The organism is Hydrogenophilus thermoluteolus (genome assembly GCF_003574215.1).
GTDB lineage: Bacteria > Pseudomonadota > Gammaproteobacteria > Burkholderiales > Rhodocyclaceae > Hydrogenophilus > Hydrogenophilus thermoluteolus.
The window spans coordinates 1,773,667-1,791,415 of record NZ_AP018558.1; the positions used below are offsets into that span (position 1 = coordinate 1,773,667).

Here is a 17,749-nt window from a genome sequence, read left to right on the forward strand (position 1 = left end):
TCCCCAATACGCGCTGCTCATTAAAATGCGCATTAGACGGCTTTCAATGCAACATTCAATGAGCAGCATTATTGCTTTGCCCATTCATAACGCGCCCAGCGTCCTCGCCCCGGTTCCTGTATTTGCGGGTTCTCTTGCCGTAACTCTCGCATCAACCTGACCACTTGATTCCTGTCCAAATGAGTAATCTGGCGAATCTCCGCGTTACTCAATCCAGACTCTCCCCGGTCAGCGCGCTGCTTAAGAATGCTCAACACTCGAGTCTTCGCGGCTTCCCAGTCAATGCGGCGGTCTCGCTCGGGATGACCGGGCGCCGAGAGGCGCCGGTGCAGGTCGGCACGCAGACGCCAGTAGGTGCCCCGGCCCGTGCCGCCACGCTCCAGATAGCCCAGATCGAGTTCCATGCGGCTCAGGGTTTCCTTGGCGTCGCTTTCCGTCTGCTGGGTAATACGGGCTGCCGTGATGGTGTCGATTTCGGGATGCCTCAAGAGATACTGCAGGGTCAGCAGCTCCTCGACTGACAGGATACGACCCTTGTCGGCCTCTTGTGCCACGAAAAGCCGAAAGGGAACAGACAAATCGCTGGCGCGGAAGATAACCCGGACCGCTTCGCCTTCATCGAGGATCTCGGGAGGCTCCTTGCCCTCAATGAGCAAAGCCTGGTACATCCGGCGTACCCCCAGGTTGCTGCGGTTGACAAGTCGCAGGCGTGTCAGGGCATCCACCAGGGCCGGATTTCGGGGAACCGGTTCATGGCGCAGGATGTTCTGCGGCGTGATGCCACCCGGTAGCCCGCCGGGATTGCTGATTTCAAGACGGTCGCGAAATTGCTTGACCAGGATGGGGCCGTAAATCCGGTAATCGGCATGAACGAAGGCATTGAGCAGTGCCTCACGCAAGGCGATTTCAGGATAGGTCCGGATTTCGAAATGGAACAAGCCCTGGGGAACGGTGGTGATTGGGTTGTCAGCCATGATCCGGTCGAGGATGCGATCCAAAGCAATGGGAAGTGCATCGTATCCATCTGCGCGATCGGAATAGTCCGTATCAGATACCATGCGCAGATGCGTCCAGACGTAGCCAGGGAAATGTTTCCGAATGGCACGCTCCGTTCCGCTCAGCAGCACCCCCGATCTCAGCAAGCGTCCGTCCCGGATGAGCCCGAGCGTAGCAAGCAGTTCCCGATCGGGTCGACGTAGGAGATCGTCGGGAGCATTCTCGCGACGAGCGGCCTCGCGGAGACGTTCCATCGCCGCTGCAGAAACCAGGGATTCAGGCATGTCGGAAACCGGGGTGGCGGTAAAATCGGTTTCGCCGGTCTCCACCATGATCCGACGGCGCAAGGTGCCCGTAAGTGGCTGACAATCCTTCCCAATTCGGATCTTGCCGCGTCCCTGCGTGTCCGTGTAGGGTGGCAGACCAGGATAAATCTGCATGACAATGAGTCGTCCAGTTCCTTCCGGGACCGGAAGCTCCTGGAATACAGGGGTCAATTTGGGATCTGTGGAGTCGTAAACCGCCTTTTTCAGCCGATTGATATCGATCTCTGGTGGCACGCCCAGGATGGCATTGGATCGTCCGACTGCCTTGTCGTTCACACCGAAAATGACGGTTCCCCCGCCACCATTGGCCATGCAGACCGCCATTTCCACGACCAGGGCTACAGCATCCTGAAGGCTGCGGGTGTTCCATTCCTTGAAATCGAGATCCTGCCCTTCAAGGGCATCCGCCGGCTGATGTTCTAGCTCATCAAGGAGAGAGCGGATCTCGTCGAGCTCTTTCATTACAGCCTCATTTTGTTTTCATTTGTGCACACTGGTAATTCTCACTCCAGTACAATTCGGACCTTGCCGGGCTCGTTGCCCTTGGTGCGTTCATCAAGGTATTCCTCAAAGCGTTTCTTCATCTCCGCGGGCGTTGCCGGTGAGCCGCCTTTGAGAAGGGCTGCGCGCAGATCCTCGGTCTTCACCGCAACCTTGACCAGCCCGGAGAGCACCTCCTGCAGGGCATGGATGAAATCCTGGCCCAGTTCATCGGGCAGCTTCCGTTCCTTGAGGAAGGCATCCACCAGCTTCCTGGGCTCGGGCTTGAGCAGGTCGAGGTTGCCGCGGGTGGTCGGGTCCTCCAGGTTGGCCAGCAGCGTCTGGGTCCAGTCATCGAGGAGCTTGTCCAGTTCCGTGTCCAGGTGCTCGAGCACGGTCGCGGCAGGTGCGGCAGGTGCGGCAGGCGCCTCCGTGCCGGGCCGGAAGGAGCAATGCGGGCAGACCGGCGCCGCAATGAGGTCCTGCTCGGTGAGCGCGAAGCAGCTCTTCAGGCCGGCCAGACGGTTCTGGAAATCGGTCAGGTGCTGGCGCGGCATCAGATCAATCGTGGAGAGCTGCTGGAGTTTCTTGAGCCGCTCGTCACGCAGAAGCGCACGCTTGCGCTTGTCCTCATTCACGCCTAGTCGGGAACGGGCGTGCATGGTGAGATAGGCTTGCACGTAGGACTTCTTGAGGTCGGTGAGCTTGCGCAGGGTCTGCTGGCGGAAAGCGCTGGACGTGCGCTGGGCCGGGTCCGACACCTGCGCGAGCACCGCATCTCGCGTCGCCTTCATCTGCTTTACCCATTCGTGGTCCGTGGGCAGCACCGCCTCGGCGGTGGAGAGATAGGAGGCCACCGGGCCCAGGTCGCGGACCAGCTCCTGCAGGGACTCGATCTCCGAGAGAACCCTCAGACCGTCCTCGTGACGCGTCACCTCCTGGACGTCATAGCGAAAGTTCCTAAACTTACCGGGCGAGGAGTAGGCCTGGAGGGATTCCAAGAAAGTTTTGGTCTGGTTGAGTCGGTCGCGCAGCTGAGCAGCTTCCTCCTCGGCGAGCAGATTCCTACCCCAGAACGACAGGCCGCTTTGTAGGCTCTGTTGGGCCAAGACCAGCTTCTCCACCACCGCGGAGACGGCTTTCTGGAGCTGTTGGACCGGCTCTTCCTTGCCCTGGGTGATAAGCTGCCCCATACCCGACGCAAGCCCAAGCAGACCGAAGAGCGCCTTGAGTGCGGGCAGGTTCCAGTCTTTGGGGCGTTCGATGTGCTTGAAGTCGACCAAATCGTTAATCGGCGTCGCGGCCAGTTGCGGCAAACCAGTAGCATCGAACTTTTTGCCGGGAATCGAAAGCACGATATCCCCGGAGTTGACCAGTGCAGCTAGGACCACAACAACCCATTGAGGCTCTAAGCGGTAACCTTTCTCTGGTGCGAAGTACTCAACGCCAAAGACCTCCTGGATCAGCTCCGAGCGGTTGACCACCTGGCCTTGCCCTTTGTTATTGAGGAGGTTCAGGATGTGCTTCGCGTATTTGGAGCGGTACGGGTCGAGCCGCTCGCCATCGAGGAGCTCGAGGGCGTCGAGCACGGCGTTCGCCTGCTTGCTGCGATTCTGTCCGGCGATGGCACGCAGAGCGTCCTGTGCCGCCTGCTCGCGGTTTTGACTCGTGATGAGCACCGAGAAGTAGGGATACTCAGGCGCTTGGTCCTGAAAGTGGGCCGCAAGGATCATTCCAGCGACGGTGTTTACCAGGTCGCGAAAGTTGATCCGCTCATGATCAGCGATGCCGAGGCGTTCGCGGATGGGTTTGCCCTTGGCCCATTCGATGAGAAGCCGGGTGCGCGCCTGGTAGGTGACTTCAAAAGCATCCGCGACATGCTTTTGTAACCACCCCACCAATTCCCGCAGAAACCCGGCGGCTTTCGACTCATAGGTGGCTTTTGCGTGGCCACTCGAGGTGGAGGCGAGATCAAGCGCTGCGGCGTAGCAGCGAAGCGTCTGATCAAACGCGTCGGAGCGCGTCTTGAGCCGGAAGAAGAGTTCGTCGTTCCTTTTTTCGTCTTTAAATGGCGGTGGGTCAAACGGCTGGATGAAGTAAAGATAGAAATCACGTGGCGGCACAGCCGTTGACCTTTCATTGGGAGCGCCAAAGAAAAGATAGCCTTGACGCGCTGCTTTGCGTTCCAACCAAGTGAGTTCGTGCTGCCAAATCCGGTAACCGGTGACGTAAGTTTGGTCGGTGCACTCCATGACCCGTTTCAGGGCCTCGTAGTAATAGCGGTCGAGCTGGGAGGCATCGAGGCTTTCGGCGCGCTTCTCGATGAGCGCGTCAAAGTCGTCTGTCTTCTTGAGATCCAGGTAGTACTGACGGTTATTTGGGTTGAAGGAGATGAACTGGCCGCTCACGGTCTTGTGGATCTCGCGCAAAACCGTTTCCACCTGGGAAAGGAGGTCGTCGGCCGGGTCTCCACCCAGTTCTTCGATGCCGGGCTGGTAGAGACAGAGCGCGTCGCGCAGCTCCTCGGCCGTGGCGCCCAGGGGTGCGTAGATGTCTCCGGTCGTCAGCCGGTGGACCGAGAGCGCGTGGATGATGCGGAGCGCCATGGGCTTGTACGCCGGCCGGGTGAAGGCCTGCTCGATCCGGGACTCCAGCACCTGGCTGCAATCGATCACCGCCTTGATGTCTGGGACGGCGCGGAAGGAGGGATTCTCGCGCAGGTTCGTCCAATAGCTGTCGTAGGCGATGAGACCGGGCCGGTCTTGCGGCACCTCTTGGTCGAGGAGTTTTTTCATGGCCAGAGAGATGGTCTTGAGCACCTCGCGCTTCTCCACCGCCGTGACGCGCTCAAAGGTGTCGATGTAGTCGGGATGGACCGGGAAGAGGCGGACGAACTCGTCCATCCGCTCGTTCATGTGGCCGTAGAACTTGGCGAACGGCGTGAGGTATTCGCGGATCTTGGCCTGCTGCTCACCGGTCTTCTTGAGCAGGCGCTCGGCGACGACGAACTTCACGTCCTTGCGGGCGATGAGGATCTGTTCGAAGCGGTCCTTGACCCGGCGGATGCTGTCGGCGACGAAGGCGAAACGGGGGCTGTCGAAGATGGTCTCCTGCACACCCGCCATGAAGCGGAAACGCAGGTCCTTGCAGACCTCACCCACCTCACGGAGGAAATTGAGGTCTAGGATCAATTCCTGGTCCTTGCGGGTGCGGAGATAGTCCAGCAGCTCATCCACGACCAGGAGCAGGCCATGGTCCGGATAGGCCTTATGGAACGCGGCCATCATCTCCTCGAAGGCCCGCTTGTTGTTGGGGACCTGGCTGGCATCCGGGAAGGTATAGGTCACGCCCATGGCGGCCAGGTACTCCTCCAGCTCGCCGACGAGGATGTCCCGCAGCGACATGGTGGTGGCCCCGATCTCGGTGCGGACCACCTTGAACTTGCCGGCAATCGCTCTTGCTGCTTGTGCCACCTGTGCGTTGCCCAGATAGGTCCGCAGGTCCGCGTGCTCGGCGATGCTGGAGATCACCGACATCAGGTGTGACTTACCGGTGCCGTAGTTGCCCACGACAAGCAGCCCCTTGTTATCGACGGGCTGGTCGAACTGAAGCTGGGGGATCACAAGGCCGGTCAGCTTTTCGGCCATCTCGTCGGAGATGACGAAGGTGCGAACCAGCTGCTGGGCAGCAGAGGCTTCATCGGCATCCCGTAGCTGGACTACGGATTCGATGGGCTCGAAATGGATCAGGTCACGGTATTTCATTGGTTACCTCTCAGGTCTATCCGTATTGGCATCTGGGGTGATCACCAGAAAATCGCGAATTGGGTAGCGTCGATATTCGGGATGGCCTGGAGCAGCATAGATGATATGCCCATCCGCTATCGACCCATTCCATGCCGCGATAACGCTCTTGTTCCGAGACAACCCCTGAAGTAGACGCATAGGATCGTGCTGCAAGTGGACATCGAAAAGGATCTCGATGTTGTCGAGCAAAACCAGTTCGCCTGGGGCTGCACGGACGATTTCGCTCAGGAGTTTTTGCGTCAACAAAGCCCGTTGACGTTCGGTCAGGTCCAACATGCGGCGGGAGAGTTCCAGATTGACGTTGATGAGTGGCACAGAAAGGCTCTCCGCAAGCCCTTGAAGCACGGCTGTTTTGCCAGTTTGAGCCCCGCCAACCAGTAAGATGAGCTGAAAATAAAGCGCTTGCACTTCATCGATTCGTTTTTTTATTTCTGCTCCCGCCGGCCACATCGGGCTTTCTCCACCCTGTCGAGCAGTCCGCACCACTTGATCCATTATGCCTGATTTTGCGCGGGTTCCCACCCGCCACAACCTTGCAGCCCCACTCCTTTTTCAGTACGTGCTAATATCACCATCGAAACGATCGATCGACTGGTTTTCGCCCTACTTCACAAAGGAGCCCCGATGGACCCAAACACCCTCAAACAGCTCGTCGGCGAAGCAGCGGTGCAAGAGATCCCCGATGGCGCGGTAATCGGCGTGGGTACTGGCTCGACGGTGAACTGTTTCATCGACGCCTTGGGCCGAAGCGGCAAGAAGCTTGCGGGCGCGGTTTCGAGCTCGGAAGCCACCACCGCGCGCCTTGAAGCGATCGGTGTGTCGGTGTTGGACGCGAATACGGTCGAATCGCTCGCGCTCTACATCGACGGCGCGGACGAGATCGACCCCAACTTCTGCATGATCAAAGGCGGTGGCGGGGCGCTCACGCGGGAAAAGATCGTCGCGGCGATGAGCGAACGCTTCGTCTGCATTTGCGACGCGACGAAGCGCGTCACGGTGCTGGGCCGTTTTCCCCTGCCGGTCGAGGTGATCCCGATGGCGCGGGAATACGTGGCGCGGCAATTGCGCGCGTTGGGGGGCGACCCGAAACTGCGCGCAGGGTTCACCACCGACAACGGCAACCAGATCCTGGACGTGCACGGACTTACGATCGACGATCCGCTGGCGTGGGAGCGGCGGCTCAACGACATTCCCGGCGTAGTCACGAACGGCATCTTCGCGATGCAGGCCGCGCATGTGCTGCTCCTGGGCACACCCAATGGGGTCGAGCGGTTCGTGCGGCAATGACGGCGTGCGGCTTTCGCCCTGTCACCAAACCGTCACATTCCCATGCTAAGATTACCGGCACGTTCTGAGGAGAACCGCTGATGAATCTGAAGCCGCACACCCTTTCCGTTTTCGACAGAGAGATCAACGAATTGCGCACCTTGGTGCTCACCATGGGGCGAGAGGTGGAAGCGCAGGTGCAGCGCGCGGTCGAAGGGGTGCGTACGGGCAATACCGATTTGTTGGAAGCGGTTCGTTCGAAAGAAAAAGAGATCAACGCCGAAGACCGCGAGGTGTTCGAAAAAACCGTTCAGCTTATCGTGCGCAACGCCCCCACCGCGAGTGACCTGCGGCTTGCGCTTGCGACGATGCAGATCGCGACAGACCTGGAACGGGTTGGCGACGAGGCGAAAAAGATCGCGAAAGCGGGGTTACGCCTGCTGGATCGGCAACCCTCTTTCACGCCCAGCGTCGAGCTCGATCTGATCACCCGTACCGGCGTGGAGATGCTCCATGCGGCGCTCGACCTCTACGCGCGGCTCGAAGACGACCAGGCCAGCGAAATCCTGGCGCGCGACAAAGAGGTGGACCGGATGTTCAAAGGGATCCTGCGCGAACTGATCACCTATATGATGGAAGATCCGCGCACGATCTCGCAGTCGATCGAACTGGTCTTCATCGCGAAGGCGCTCGAACGCGTGGGCGACCACGCGAAGAACATCGTCGAGCACGTGATCTACGTGGTGGAGGGCAAGGACGTGCGCTACCGCGGCTCGCCGCCGCAAGCCGAGGCGTAAGCTTCAACCGCTCAAGGGGCGGCGCCGCGCCAGGCCGCTGCGGCAAGCATCACCCAGCCCGCGATCAGCGCCAACCCGCCAAGCGGGGTGACCCAACCCGGCAGCCACCGTTCGCCCAAGAGCGCGTGGAGGTAGATCGAGCCGGAAAAGAGGACGATCCCCGCCACCCACGCAAGCGCCGCCCAGCGCAACCACAAGGGATGGGGCGCGGTTCGCAACCAGACCCCCACGGCCAACAACCCCACCGCATGGATCAGGTGGTACCAGGCCGCGGTTTGGTAGGCGTCCTGCAACGCTGGGGAAAGGTGGGTGAGCGCGTGCGCGCCGATCGCACTCAAGACAACCCCACACCCCCCAAACACTGCCCCCAGTGTCAGCACGACGCGGCCATTGAGCCAGCGAAAGAGCCCTTTGGGTTTGACGGGCATCATCTGCGGGTAGGATCAGTTTTGCGGCGGGACGTAGTTGGGGATCGCTTCTGGACCCGCGCCCGTGCCGAAGAGGAACTGCTCCATCTGTTCCTGCAGGAATTTACGCGCCTGCGGATCCAACAGATTCAAGCGGTACTCGTTGATGAGCATCGTCTGGTAGCGCTGCCACGCTTGCCACGCCTCTTTCGAGATCTGCTCATAGACCTTCTTTCCCAGCGGCCCTGGCAGCGGCGGACGTTCCAGCCCTTCGGCTTCTTTCTGTAACTTCACACAAAAAACGGTTCGTGTCATGGACTGATCCTACTGAGTGAGCGTTTTGACGAACACTTTGCTTCGCCGTTGGTAATTGTAAAGTTCTCGCTTCTGTTTCGGAAGGGCATCGACGCTCACTTCCACGAACCCCCGCTCCAGGAACCAGTGGGCGGTGCGGGTTGTCAGCACGTAGAGTTTTTCCAAACCCGCTGCGCGCGCCCGCGCTTCGATCCGACGCAGCAGCTCCTCGCCGATCCCGGCGCGACGGTATTCCGGCGCGACCGCAAGGCACGCCAATTCGCCCGCCCGCTCTTCCGAAAAGGGGTAAAGCGCCGCGGAGCCGACCACCACGCCGTCGTGTTCGACCAGGATGAAGCGGGTGATCTCTTGCTCCAGGAGCTCGCGGTTGCGCCGCACCAGGGTGCCGTCGGCTTCCATCGGCGCAATCAGCGCGATGAGCGCCGGGACGTCTTCGCTGGTCGCGTCGCGATAGCGAAAGACGGGATTCCGGGTGATCATCGTGCCCACCCCTGAGTGGGTGAAGCATTCGAGCAAGATCGCTCCGTCGAGGTCGCGCGCGATGAGGTGCGCCCGGCGTACGCCGCGCCGTACCGCGTCGATCGCGTACGGCAGGTAGGCGCGCAGATCTTCGGAAAAGGTCGCGCCAGCTTCGTCCAGCCGCTGCTGCGCTTCGGTGACCGTCACCGACGCCATCACCCCTTCCCCTTCCGGTGTCGGGATTCCCGGTGCGTCGCAGAGAAAGATCAGCTTTTCCGCGTGTAGCGCCACCGCGACTTCGGCTGCCACCTCTTCCATGCTCAGGTTGAAGATTTCGCCCGAGGGCGACGCGGCGATGGGGGAGATCAGCACGACGTTCTCTTGTTCCAGGTCGGCTTCGATTTCGTCTGCAATCACCTTGCGCACCGCGCCGGTGTAGAGGTAATCGACCCCTTCGATCACTCCGAGCGGACGCGCCACCAGGTAGTTGCCACCGGTGATGCGCATGAAGCTTCCCGCCATCGGGGTATTCGGCAACCCCTGCGAGAGCTTGGCTTCGATCTCGAGCCGCGTGACCATCTGCGCCGCTTTCACGCATTCCAGCGCTTCGGCGTCGGTGACGCGCATGCCGCGGTGAAACTGTGGCGTCAGCCCACGCCGCGCCATCTCCGCGTCGATCTGGGGTCTGGCCCCGTGCACCAACACCAGACGGATTCCAAGCGCAGCAAGGAGGTTGCAGTCGTACGCCAGCCGCTGCATCCGTTCGCCTTGCGCCACTTCACCGTCGAACGCCACGACGAAGGTTTTGCCGCCGAACGCGTGGATGTAGGGTGCCGAATGGCGCAGCCACGCAACGAACTGCGCGACCGCTTTACTGTCTTCGAGCGCGATCGGCACCATCGCCTCCGGCGTTTCTGTCCCTTGCTTGCGCGCCGCACCGCTTGCTTTCATCCGTTGTGCATCCCTTTCATTGTGACCACCACACCGCCGTTTGCGCGAGCGCCGCGACCGCTGCAGTTTCGGCCCGCAACACCCACGGCGCCAGCCCCAACGCGACCGCCTCATGTTGGGCGAAGTATCGTTCCTCTTCGGGGTGCCACCCCCCTTCCGGCCCCACGAGGAGCACGACACCGCCCATGGGCGGTGCGCGCTTTGCCACCGACGTAGCTCCCGGCTGCAACCAGAACCAGGTGATCGGTGGCGTGACCCATTCGGCAAGGCGTTCCGCGAATGCCGTCAGGGGTGTCACCGGGAGGATTTCCGGTACGGTTGCCCGACCGCACTGCGCGCAGGCGTTCGCCGCCACCTGTTGCCAGTGCCGCCGTTTCTTCTCCGCGCGCGCGGCATCGAACCCCACCTGGCTGCGCGCCGTGACAAGCGGCACCCAATGGGTCATCCCAAGTTCCGTTCCCTTTTGCACCACCCAGTCGAGCCGCTCCGCGGGAAGAAGTGCGGTGGCGAGTACCCGCGGCGTTGGGGGTTCGGGTAGCGGCGTGACCGGCTGCAACGCATCTACCGTCACGGTGCGGCGACCAACCGCCACGACAACCCCTTCCCACTCCCGCCCTGCGCCGTCGAATAGCCGAATGGGATTGCCCGGCAGAACGCGCCGCACCAGCGCGTGGTACGCGGTTTCCGGCGGCAAATCCCAGGGCGTTTGCGGCGCGGTGTGCCACGAACGGGCTTCCGGGGTATAAAAACGGGGAGGAAACACGCCACGGTCCCGATACGATTTCGATGCGATTATCCCAGATTTCGGTGCGGCACGCAGTCCAGCCCCTTCATGGGCCAGCGGACTCATGGTTGCCACGGCCCGCGCAATAACCTTACCCATAAATGGGTTGACGCTGCGCTGCAGCACGCTATAATTCGCTTCACGTGACGCGGGGTGGAGCAGTCCGGTAGCTCGTCGGGCTCATAACCCGAAGGTCGCAGGTTCAAATCCTGCCCCCGCAACCAATCCAACCAACCCCTGTGGTTGGTTTTTTTGGATACAACATTTCAACAATTTTCGTAAAATCAAAATGAATGCCAACGAAGCGATCGACGCCCTCTCTGCCCTTGCCTCGGCACCCCGGCTTGCCCTTTTCCGCCTCTTGGTCCGCGAGGAGCCGACGGGGTTGGTTGCCGGCGAAATCGCCGAACGTCTTGGGATGAGCCCCAGCCAGGTCACGTTCCACGCGAAGACGCTCGAACGCGCCGGGCTCGTGATGAGCAACCCCGAAGGGCGTTTCGTCCGCTACCGCGCCGCAATTCCCCAAATGCATGCGCTCATCGCCTATCTCACCGAGGAGTGCTGCGCTGGGCAACGGGAGGTGTGCGCGACGATGCGTGCCGAATCGGGCATTGACGATCACTGGTTTCAATCAACCGAGGAGCCATGCCGATGACGGAAAAACGGAACGATCCGTCGAAACCACCCATGGTATTCGACGTTTGGGCAGAACGGGGCACCTCCTACGGAATCGCTCGCACCAAAAACGCAACCGTAATTCTCGATACCGATATGGCGGGGCGACACGATGCGTTCAACCCTGCCGAACTGCTTCTCGCTGCGCTGAGTGCCTGCATGCTTAAGGGCGTGGAGCGCATCATTCCCATTCTCAATTTTTCCTTGCGCCATGTAGCGATTCGTCTGCACGGTGAGCGACGCGATGTCCCGCCTGCCCTTGCTCGGATCTGCTACACGATTGGGGTAGACAGCGTGGAGAATGACCGGCGGCTTGATCTCCTACACGAAAATCTACGCAAATACGGTACCGTCTTCAATACAATCGCGCCGGGCACCCAGCTCAGCGGTTCTATACACCGCATGAAACGGGTTTTGGTACTCTGCACCGGTAACTCGTGCCGATCGCAAATGGCCGAGGCGATCCTCAATCACGACCTCGCTCCGTTCGTTCGCGCTTTCTCGGCAGGCGTTGCGCCGCAGTCCGAAGTGGCGCCGAACGCGCTCGAAGCGCTACGGCGCGCCGAACTCCCCACCGAAGGGCTCGCGCCGAAGGATGTGGCACAGTTTCTCGACGAACCGTTCGATCTTGTGGTCACGGTGTGCGACCACGCCCGTGAGGCGTGCCCCGTCTTTCCCCGCCCCATTCCCACGTTACACATGGCCTTTCCCGATCCGCACGGGCAGCCGCTCGCCGCGTTCGAAGCGGTACGGGACGCGATCCGCGCCCATTTGGTCCCTGCGGTTGCCCAAGCGTTGGCCGTTCCTTTCGCCCAGGAGAACGCGTGATGAGCGCCCAATGTGACGTCACAGCGCGCCGCGCGGCAGGCGCGCCCCTCGGTTTTTTCGAACGTTACTTGACCCTTTGGGTGGCGCTTTGCATCGTCGCCGGGATCGTTCTGGGGAAAGTGGTCCCCGGTTTCTTTCAAGCGATCGGCCGTATGGAGGTCGCTCAGGTCAATTTGCCGGTCGGTCTCCTCATCTGGGTGATGATCATCCCGATGCTCATCAAGATCGACTTTTCCGCATTGGGTGGCGTCACCGCGCATTGGCGCGGCATTGCGGTGACGCTCTTCGTCAACTGGGCGGTCAAGCCCTTTTCGATGGCGCTCTTGGCGTGGCTGTTCGTCCGGCATCTGTTCGCGGAATGGCTCCCCACCGAGCAGCACGACGCCTACGTTGCCGGGTTGATCCTGCTTGCCGCTGCGCCGTGCACGGCGATGGTCTTCGTCTGGAGTCGGCTGTGCAACGGCAATCCCTATTTCACTTTGACGCAAGTGGCGCTGAACGACATCATCATGGTTTTTGCGTTCGCACCGATCGTCGGTTTTCTCTTGGGCGTTTCGAAAATCGAAGTCCCCTGGGAGACGCTCTTCCTTTCCGTGGTGCTCTATATCGTGATCCCGGTGGTGCTTGCGCAGATCTGGCGCCGTCGGTTGCTTGCGCAAGGCGAAGCGGTCTATGAAGCCGCGCTGGTGAAGTTGGGCCATGCGTCGATTGCGGCGCTCCTCATCACCCTGGTGCTGCTCTTTGGCTTTCAAGGGGAGATCATCCTCGATCAGCCGCTCATCATCGCGCTTTTGGCGGTGCCGATCCTCATTCAGGTCTTTTTCAATTCGACCTTGGCGTATCTCCTCAACCGCACAGTAGGGGAAAAACACGAGGTCGCCGGCCCGTCGGCGCTCATCGGCGCGTCCAACTTTTTCGAATTGGCCGTTGCGGCAGCGATTGCCCTCTTCGGCTTCGAGTCGGGTGCGGCGCTGGCTACGGTGGTGGGCGTCTTGATCGAAGTACCGGTGATGCTCGCAGTGGTGGCGATCGTGAACCGCACCCGCGCGTGGTATGAAGGCCGAGCGGCCCGCGAAACTGCTGCGCTTTGAGCCCGAAAACACCCCCCACCCCGCAGAGAAAGGAGAAAACGATGACTGCTTCCTCGAACACAACAGCCCCCAACCCGGCACCGCCGACGCATCTTGGCTGGTTCGTAGGCATCCCGACGGCTGCGGTGGTGTGGTGGTTCGCCTATTCGCACCTTACCGATTGGGCCGATTGGGTGGTCGCCACCCTAGGCTTGCGCCGTGAGACCCATCTGGGTGAGGCGGTGCACTTTTTCGCTTATGACGCGCCCAAAGTGCTGCTGTTGCTCTTGGGTATCGTTTTCGTGATGGGCGTCGTGCAGACCTTTTTTGCCCCCGAGCGCACCCGGGCGCTCCTTTCGGGCAAGCGGCTGGGCATTGGCAATTTTCTCGCGGCGCTTCTGGGCATCGTCACCCCGTTTTGCTCCTGCTCGGCAGTACCGCTCTTCATCGGTTTCCTCTCCGCGGGCGTCCCATTGGGGGTCACCTTTTCGTTCCTCATCTCCGCGCCGATGATCAATGAGGTGGCGCTGGCACTGCTCTTCGGCCTCTTTGGCTGGAAAGTGGCCGCGCTCTATCTGGTCACCGGGTTGTCGATTGCGATCGCCGCGGGGCTTGTGATCGGCAAGCTCAAGATGGAGCGCTACCTACAAGATTGGGTGCGCGACATTCACATGGGAGACGCCGCATTGCCCACGGGAACCACACTGACCTGGAACGACCGCTTTGCCGCGGGGCTGCGCCATGTGCGGGAGATCGTCGGCAAAGTGTGGCCCTATGTCCTCATTGGGATCGCCGTGGGCGCCGGAATCCACGGCTACGTCCCAGAGGAGTTGATGGCAAAGCTCTTGGGCAAAGATGCGCCGTGGTGGGCGTTGCCTGCCGCGGTAGCGATGGGGGTACCGATGTACACCAACGCGGCAGGGATCATCCCGGTGGTCGAAGCGCTCATCACCAAAGGGGCCGCGCTGGGCACGACGTTGGCGTTCATGATGAGCGTGATCGCACTTTCGCTACCGGAGATGCTCATTCTGCGTAACGTTTTGAAATTGCCCCTGATCGCGACGTTCGCTGGCGTCGTGGCCATGGGGATTTTGTTCGTCGGTTATCTCTTCAACGTGCTGTTGAACTGATTGTTTCGTGAAAGGAGTCCGCAATGGAAATCAAAGTTTTGGGTACCGGCTGTGCGAATTGTAAGAATACGGTACAACTGATCGAGTCGGTAGCCAATGCGTTGGGCGTCTCTGTTCAACTGGAAAAAGTGGAATCACTGCCCGAGATCATGCGCTACGGGGTGATGAGCACACCGGGTGTTGTGATCGACGGGAAAGTGGTTCATGCCGGCAGCGTTCCCACGCGCGCGCAAGTGGAATCCTGGTTGAGACCGGAGTCGTGAATCGGGCTTGAAGGGGTTGCGGCAACCGCTGCCCTTGGTCTGTGCCGACGCACTCAAAGCCCCGCCGCGGAACGAACCCCGTCGATTGCCGCGGCAATGCGGGCGCGGTGGTCTTGCCACGCCTGGTACTCGGCTTCGAGCACCGCGATCTGGGGTTCCAGGGTGTCTACGGAATCGCGGATGCGCGCCAGGCTTTGCATCCGCTTTTCCAGCGCTTCGGCTTGTTCGGCCAATGCTTCGTCCATCGGCACCATCACCACCCGAACCCACGCCAGAAACTGACGGTAGTGGCGTTCCCAACGGGCTTCGATCTCCCGCCCAACCAGCGACGCAAACTGCTCGATCACCCGTTTTTTGCCGTGCGCGAGCAGAAACCCCCACCCGGCCACCTGTTCGAGCGCTGCTTCCCGTACGTCCTGGATGCTCGCGATGAAGGTCTCGTACTGCGGCGGCTCCGAAGGGGGATCGCATTTGAGCCCATACTCCGTTTCGAAGCGGTGGTAGAGCTTGTCCACCATCGTTTTCAATTCGCCGAGTTTGCGGTTGCCTTCCTCAAGCCACTCCGAGATGCGATCGAAAAAACGTTCGATTTCGCTGCGCATCTGCGCTGAAAAGGTCGCCTGCTGGAGCGCCGCGACCACCTGCTCGACTTCTGCGCGAATCCGCCGCCGACCGATGAGTTCGAGCAGCGCTTTCGCTTCACGAGCGAACAGCGCTTTCGCCGCTTTGCTGCGCTCGGCCAATGCGTCGAGCTCCTCTTTTTCGCTCTGCACCTTCTTGAGGAGGTAGAGCATCCGAGCGCGGTTCTTGTGGCGCAGCCCGTTGAGCTCTTCCAGCTGGCCGTGGAGCTGCGTCAATTTGGCTTCGATCCCAGTTGCGGCAAGGAGCCCCTCCAACGCGGCTTTGAGGTGAATTTCGCTGATCTCCAGACGACGATCGACCAGCGCTTCGGAAAGCGCCGCTTCGAACTCCGTGATCCGCGACCGCGTCACCAACGCGTCGTCGCGTCGAATGCGCCCCACCAGGGCCCGTTGCGCCGAAAGCGGGAAAATGTGCGAGACCGAAACGCCCAAATGGTGCGCGACGTCGGCGACCCGCGCGTCGATCTCCGCTTCGATCTCGGCTTCGCTGCGCAGCCCATCCTCCAGCGCGTCGATCTTGTTAAGCACCACCAAGGTCGCAGCGGAGCGGTCACCACCGCTTTGGATGAACCGGCGCCAAACCGCGAGGTCGCTGCGGGTAACACCCGTATCGACACCCAGCACGAAGACGATGGCTTGACATTCGGGCAACAGCGACAGGGTGAGGTCGATCTCCGCACCGATCGCGTTGAGTCCGGGGGTATCGACGATCACCAGCCCCGCGGCGAGGAGCGGGTGCGGATAGCGGATGATCGCGTGGCGCCAGGCCGGAACCAGAACGGTTCCGTCGGGCTGCGGTTCGAGCCCGTTTTCGCCGCTGGGGTCGATGCGAAATCCGAGCGACTCCGCCTCATCGACCGACACCTGTTCGACTTCGCAAACCCCTTGCGTTGCCGCTAAGACGCTCTGCGTGTCCTGCGGGTCGAACGGTCGCCGCGTCCAGAGCTCCGGCTGCATGCGGGCGTCGCGTAACGTGACGTCGCGCGCGGCAGCGATCGGCAAGAGCAGCACTTCGGGGGTTGCACCGTCGAACCATTCGAGCTCGGTTGGGCACATCGTGGTGCGCCCCGTCCGCGACGGCAATATCCGTTCGCCATGGTCGGCAAAAAAAAGCGCGTTGATCAGTTCGGTCTTGCCACGGGAGAATTCGGCCAGGAACGCGACCCGCAGCCGTTGGGTATCCACGGCATCGAACGCTTCGAGCAACCGGGCGCGCACGCGCTCACGCCCAGCCACTCCGGCATCGCTAAGCGCCTGCTGCACGATTAGGAGCGCCGAGCGAACCGACCCCCGCCACGCGTCGAAATCGATCAGGTACTGACCCAGTGCCATTTCGGCTCAAGACTGTCGTGAAGAAGTAAAAGGGTAGCACAAAAAGGATCGATCGAACGATCAATCCGCCTGACACCGCGGGCACCACCAGGTGCTTCGCCTCTGCTGCACGATCCGTTCGATCGGCGTCCCGCACCGGCCGCAAGGCTTCCCCTCTTGCCCATAGACCGCAAGCTGCAATTGAAACCACCCTTGCGCGCCATCGACGGTGACGTAGTCCCGAAAGCTGGTCCCACCAGCGGCGATCGCGGCGTCGAGCACCGCACGCACTGCCGCGATGAGTCGCGCCCATTCGTCCGCGGAAAGCGTTTCCGCTGGGCGCTGCGGCGCAATCCCGGCGTGGTAGAGCGCCTCACACGCATAGATGTTGCCCACGCCCACCACGACACGACCAGAAAGCAGCACCGCTTTGATGCTGGCACGTCCGGCGCGGTGCATCGCCCATTCCGGGGTCAATGCGGGTGAAAAGGGTTCGGGCGCGAGGGTTGCCGACCAACGGGCATAGTCGTCGGCTGGCAACAGGTCGCACCAACCGAAGCGGCGCGGATCGCGAAAGCGCAGGACCGACGCAGAAAAAGCGAGCTCCAGATGTTCGTGAGGCAGCCAATCAGACGCGGGATCCGTGAAGTAGAGCCGCCCACTCATCCCCAGGTGAAAGCGCAGATAGGCGCGCGCACCGTCTGCACGCGCCAGTTCCAACGCCACCACTTTGGCGCGCCGGGTGACGGCGCAGACCGTAGCATCGCGCCACGGCAAAAATGCCGAAGCATCGAGTGGACGGCGTAGGTCTGCCCGGCGAACGGTAGTGTGCCGCCACTGCTGACCGATGAGTGGCATCAGTCCTCGCTTGACCGTTTCGACCTCAGGCAATTCTGGCATGCCGCTACCCCGGGAACGCGTTTTGTAGCGCCACCAGCGTCAGCATCCCCAACGCGAAAGGGGCCCACGGGTTGCGCCAGAACGCGGCGGAGACCATCACCACCACTGCCGCAACCAGCTCCGGCTTGAACGCGACTTCCCCACCGGCCAGAAAGAGGTCTGGTGCAACCAGCGCGCCCAGCGCTGCCGCGGGGGCGTAGCGCAACCACATCTGCACCGATTGCGGTAACCGTACCTTTTCCCCGAACAGCAAGAACGCGCCGCGGGTGAGCCAAGTGGCCCAAAAGAGGAGCAAAAAAATGGGAAGATAGCCCCAACCCCAGACGCCGTGTGCTTCTGCCATA

Annotated in this window: 17 protein-coding genes and 1 tRNA gene; 8 read left to right on the forward strand and 10 right to left on the reverse strand. The window is 61.2% G+C overall.

Features of this window, described 5'->3' with window-relative positions:
* Positions 1–68: 68 nt before the first annotated feature.
* From HPTL_RS08630 to brxF, 3 genes are read right to left on the reverse strand one after another with little or no spacing between them, the layout of a single operon-like run.
* Positions 69–1,784: an ATP-binding protein gene (locus HPTL_RS08630; RefSeq protein ID WP_119335619.1), complete on the reverse strand. Its 1,716-nt coding sequence runs from the start codon at positions 1,782–1,784 to the stop codon at positions 69–71.
* A 41-nt stretch (positions 1,785–1,825) separates the two neighbouring features.
* Complete coding sequence (locus HPTL_RS08635; protein ID WP_119335620.1) at positions 1,826–5,566, reverse strand: DUF6079 family protein; 3,741 nt, start codon at positions 5,564–5,566, stop codon at positions 1,826–1,828.
* Positions 5,567–5,569: 3 nt separating this feature from the next.
* Complete coding sequence (gene brxF / locus HPTL_RS08640; RefSeq protein ID WP_119335621.1) at positions 5,570–6,058, reverse strand: BREX-3 system P-loop-containing protein BrxF; 489 nt, start codon at positions 6,056–6,058, stop codon at positions 5,570–5,572.
* Positions 6,059–6,232: 174 nt separating this feature from the next.
* Between brxF and rpiA the strand changes: the two genes are divergently transcribed.
* Both rpiA and phoU read left to right on the forward strand, forming a co-directional pair.
* The gene (rpiA, locus tag HPTL_RS08645; protein WP_119335622.1) at positions 6,233–6,895 is read left to right on the forward strand and encodes a ribose-5-phosphate isomerase RpiA; all 663 of its coding nucleotides are present in this window, start codon (positions 6,233–6,235) and stop codon (positions 6,893–6,895) included.
* An 80-nt stretch (positions 6,896–6,975) separates the two neighbouring features.
* Entirely contained in the window at positions 6,976–7,671 is a 696-nt protein-coding gene (gene phoU, locus HPTL_RS08650) for a phosphate signaling complex protein PhoU (protein WP_197713654.1), read from the forward strand.
* Between the two features lie 11 nt (positions 7,672–7,682).
* Here the strand turns inward: phoU and HPTL_RS08655 are convergent, their stop codons facing one another.
* From HPTL_RS08655 to HPTL_RS08670, 4 genes are all read right to left on the reverse strand, one after another.
* Entirely contained in the window at positions 7,683–8,102 is a 420-nt protein-coding gene (locus HPTL_RS08655) for a DUF423 domain-containing protein (RefSeq protein ID WP_197713655.1), read from the reverse strand.
* Positions 8,103–8,114: 12 nt separating this feature from the next.
* A complete protein-coding gene (locus tag HPTL_RS08660; protein ID WP_119335623.1) occupies positions 8,115–8,393 on the reverse strand; it encodes an oxidative damage protection protein in 279 nt (92 codons plus the stop codon).
* A gap of 9 nt (positions 8,394–8,402) precedes the next feature.
* Positions 8,403–9,752 (reverse strand): amino-acid N-acetyltransferase, encoded by a 1,350-nt coding sequence (argA, locus tag HPTL_RS08665; protein WP_170141365.1) that lies wholly within the window; start codon positions 9,750–9,752, stop codon positions 8,403–8,405.
* Between the two features lie 67 nt (positions 9,753–9,819).
* Positions 9,820–10,653 (reverse strand): RsmE family RNA methyltransferase, encoded by an 834-nt coding sequence (locus tag HPTL_RS08670; protein ID WP_170141317.1) that lies wholly within the window; start codon positions 10,651–10,653, stop codon positions 9,820–9,822.
* Positions 10,654–10,734: 81 nt separating this feature from the next.
* On the opposite strand from HPTL_RS08670, the gene HPTL_RS08675 reads away from it, so the two are divergent.
* The 6 genes from HPTL_RS08675 to HPTL_RS08700 all read left to right on the forward strand — a co-directional run bounded on the left by HPTL_RS08675 (position 10,735) and on the right by HPTL_RS08700 (position 14,553).
* Positions 10,735–10,811: transfer RNA gene (locus HPTL_RS08675), tRNA-Met, on the forward strand.
* 65 nt (positions 10,812–10,876) lie between these two features.
* Positions 10,877–11,242, forward strand: a complete 366-nt coding sequence (locus tag HPTL_RS08680) for an ArsR/SmtB family transcription factor (RefSeq protein ID WP_119335625.1) — start codon at positions 10,877–10,879, stop codon at positions 11,240–11,242.
* Positions 11,239–12,090: an arsenate reductase ArsC gene (locus tag HPTL_RS11380; RefSeq protein ID WP_197713657.1), complete on the forward strand. Its 852-nt coding sequence runs from the start codon at positions 11,239–11,241 to the stop codon at positions 12,088–12,090. The genes HPTL_RS08680 and HPTL_RS11380 overlap by 4 nt, the downstream gene beginning before the upstream one ends.
* The gene (gene arsB / locus HPTL_RS08690) at positions 12,090–13,181 is read left to right on the forward strand and encodes an ACR3 family arsenite efflux transporter (RefSeq protein ID WP_119335626.1); all 1,092 of its coding nucleotides are present in this window, start codon (positions 12,090–12,092) and stop codon (positions 13,179–13,181) included. Before HPTL_RS11380 ends, arsB begins: the two co-directional genes overlap by 1 nt.
* 41 nt (positions 13,182–13,222) lie before the next feature.
* Positions 13,223–14,290, forward strand: coding sequence for a permease (locus HPTL_RS08695; protein WP_119335627.1), 1,068 nt, complete (start codon positions 13,223–13,225; stop codon positions 14,288–14,290).
* Positions 14,291–14,313: 23 nt separating this feature from the next.
* Positions 14,314–14,553, forward strand: coding sequence for a thioredoxin family protein (locus HPTL_RS08700; protein WP_119335628.1), 240 nt, complete (start codon positions 14,314–14,316; stop codon positions 14,551–14,553).
* A gap of 53 nt (positions 14,554–14,606) precedes the next feature.
* On the opposite strand, the gene HPTL_RS08705 is transcribed toward HPTL_RS08700, so the two are convergent.
* Genes HPTL_RS08705 through HPTL_RS08715 form a run of 3 tightly spaced genes read right to left on the reverse strand, consistent with a single transcriptional unit; the run spans position 14,607 to position 17,748 of the window.
* A complete protein-coding gene (locus HPTL_RS08705; RefSeq protein WP_119335629.1) occupies positions 14,607–16,526 on the reverse strand; it encodes a dynamin family protein in 1,920 nt (639 codons plus the stop codon).
* A 60-nt stretch (positions 16,527–16,586) separates the two neighbouring features.
* Complete coding sequence (gene mutM / locus HPTL_RS08710; RefSeq protein ID WP_119335630.1) at positions 16,587–17,405, reverse strand: bifunctional DNA-formamidopyrimidine glycosylase/DNA-(apurinic or apyrimidinic site) lyase; 819 nt, start codon at positions 17,403–17,405, stop codon at positions 16,587–16,589.
* Between the two features lie 4 nt (positions 17,406–17,409).
* On the reverse strand, positions 17,410–17,748 hold the full coding sequence (locus tag HPTL_RS08715) for an AzlD domain-containing protein (RefSeq protein WP_119335631.1): 339 nt from the start codon (positions 17,746–17,748) through the stop codon (positions 17,410–17,412).
* Between the last annotated feature and the right edge of the window lies 1 nt (position 17,749).

Bases quoted from the DNA above. Each gene is read 5' to 3' on its own strand.
- arsB (WP_119335626.1), top strand. From the start codon at position 12,090: ATGAGCGCCCAATGTGACGTCACAGCGCGCCGCGCGGCAGGCGCGCCC.
- HPTL_RS08630 (WP_119335619.1), bottom strand. From the start codon at position 1,784: ATGAAAGAGCTCGACGAGATCCGCTCTCTCCTTGATGAGCTAGAACAT.
- brxF (WP_119335621.1), bottom strand. From the start codon at position 6,058: ATGTGGCCGGCGGGAGCAGAAATAAAAAAACGAATCGATGAAGTGCAA.
- HPTL_RS08705 (WP_119335629.1), bottom strand. From the start codon at position 16,526: ATGGCACTGGGTCAGTACCTGATCGATTTCGACGCGTGGCGGGGGTCG.
- HPTL_RS08680 (WP_119335625.1), top strand. From the start codon at position 10,877: ATGAATGCCAACGAAGCGATCGACGCCCTCTCTGCCCTTGCCTCGGCA.
- rpiA (WP_119335622.1), top strand. From the start codon at position 6,233: ATGGACCCAAACACCCTCAAACAGCTCGTCGGCGAAGCAGCGGTGCAA.
- HPTL_RS08670 (WP_170141317.1), bottom strand. From the start codon at position 10,653: ATGAGTCCGCTGGCCCATGAAGGGGCTGGACTGCGTGCCGCACCGAAA.
- HPTL_RS08660 (WP_119335623.1), bottom strand. From the start codon at position 8,393: ATGACACGAACCGTTTTTTGTGTGAAGTTACAGAAAGAAGCCGAAGGG.
- HPTL_RS08700 (WP_119335628.1), top strand. From the start codon at position 14,314: ATGGAAATCAAAGTTTTGGGTACCGGCTGTGCGAATTGTAAGAATACG.
- HPTL_RS08655 (WP_197713655.1), bottom strand. From the start codon at position 8,102: ATGATGCCCGTCAAACCCAAAGGGCTCTTTCGCTGGCTCAATGGCCGC.
- HPTL_RS11380 (WP_197713657.1), top strand. From the start codon at position 11,239: ATGACGGAAAAACGGAACGATCCGTCGAAACCACCCATGGTATTCGAC.
- mutM (WP_119335630.1), bottom strand. From the start codon at position 17,405: ATGCCAGAATTGCCTGAGGTCGAAACGGTCAAGCGAGGACTGATGCCA.
- HPTL_RS08635 (WP_119335620.1), bottom strand. From the start codon at position 5,566: ATGAAATACCGTGACCTGATCCATTTCGAGCCCATCGAATCCGTAGTC.
- phoU (WP_197713654.1), top strand. From the start codon at position 6,976: ATGAATCTGAAGCCGCACACCCTTTCCGTTTTCGACAGAGAGATCAAC.
- HPTL_RS08715 (WP_119335631.1), bottom strand. From the start codon at position 17,748: ATGGCAGAAGCACACGGCGTCTGGGGTTGGGGCTATCTTCCCATTTTT.
- argA (WP_170141365.1), bottom strand. From the start codon at position 9,752: ATGGTGCCGATCGCGCTCGAAGACAGTAAAGCGGTCGCGCAGTTCGTT.
- HPTL_RS08695 (WP_119335627.1), top strand. From the start codon at position 13,223: ATGACTGCTTCCTCGAACACAACAGCCCCCAACCCGGCACCGCCGACG.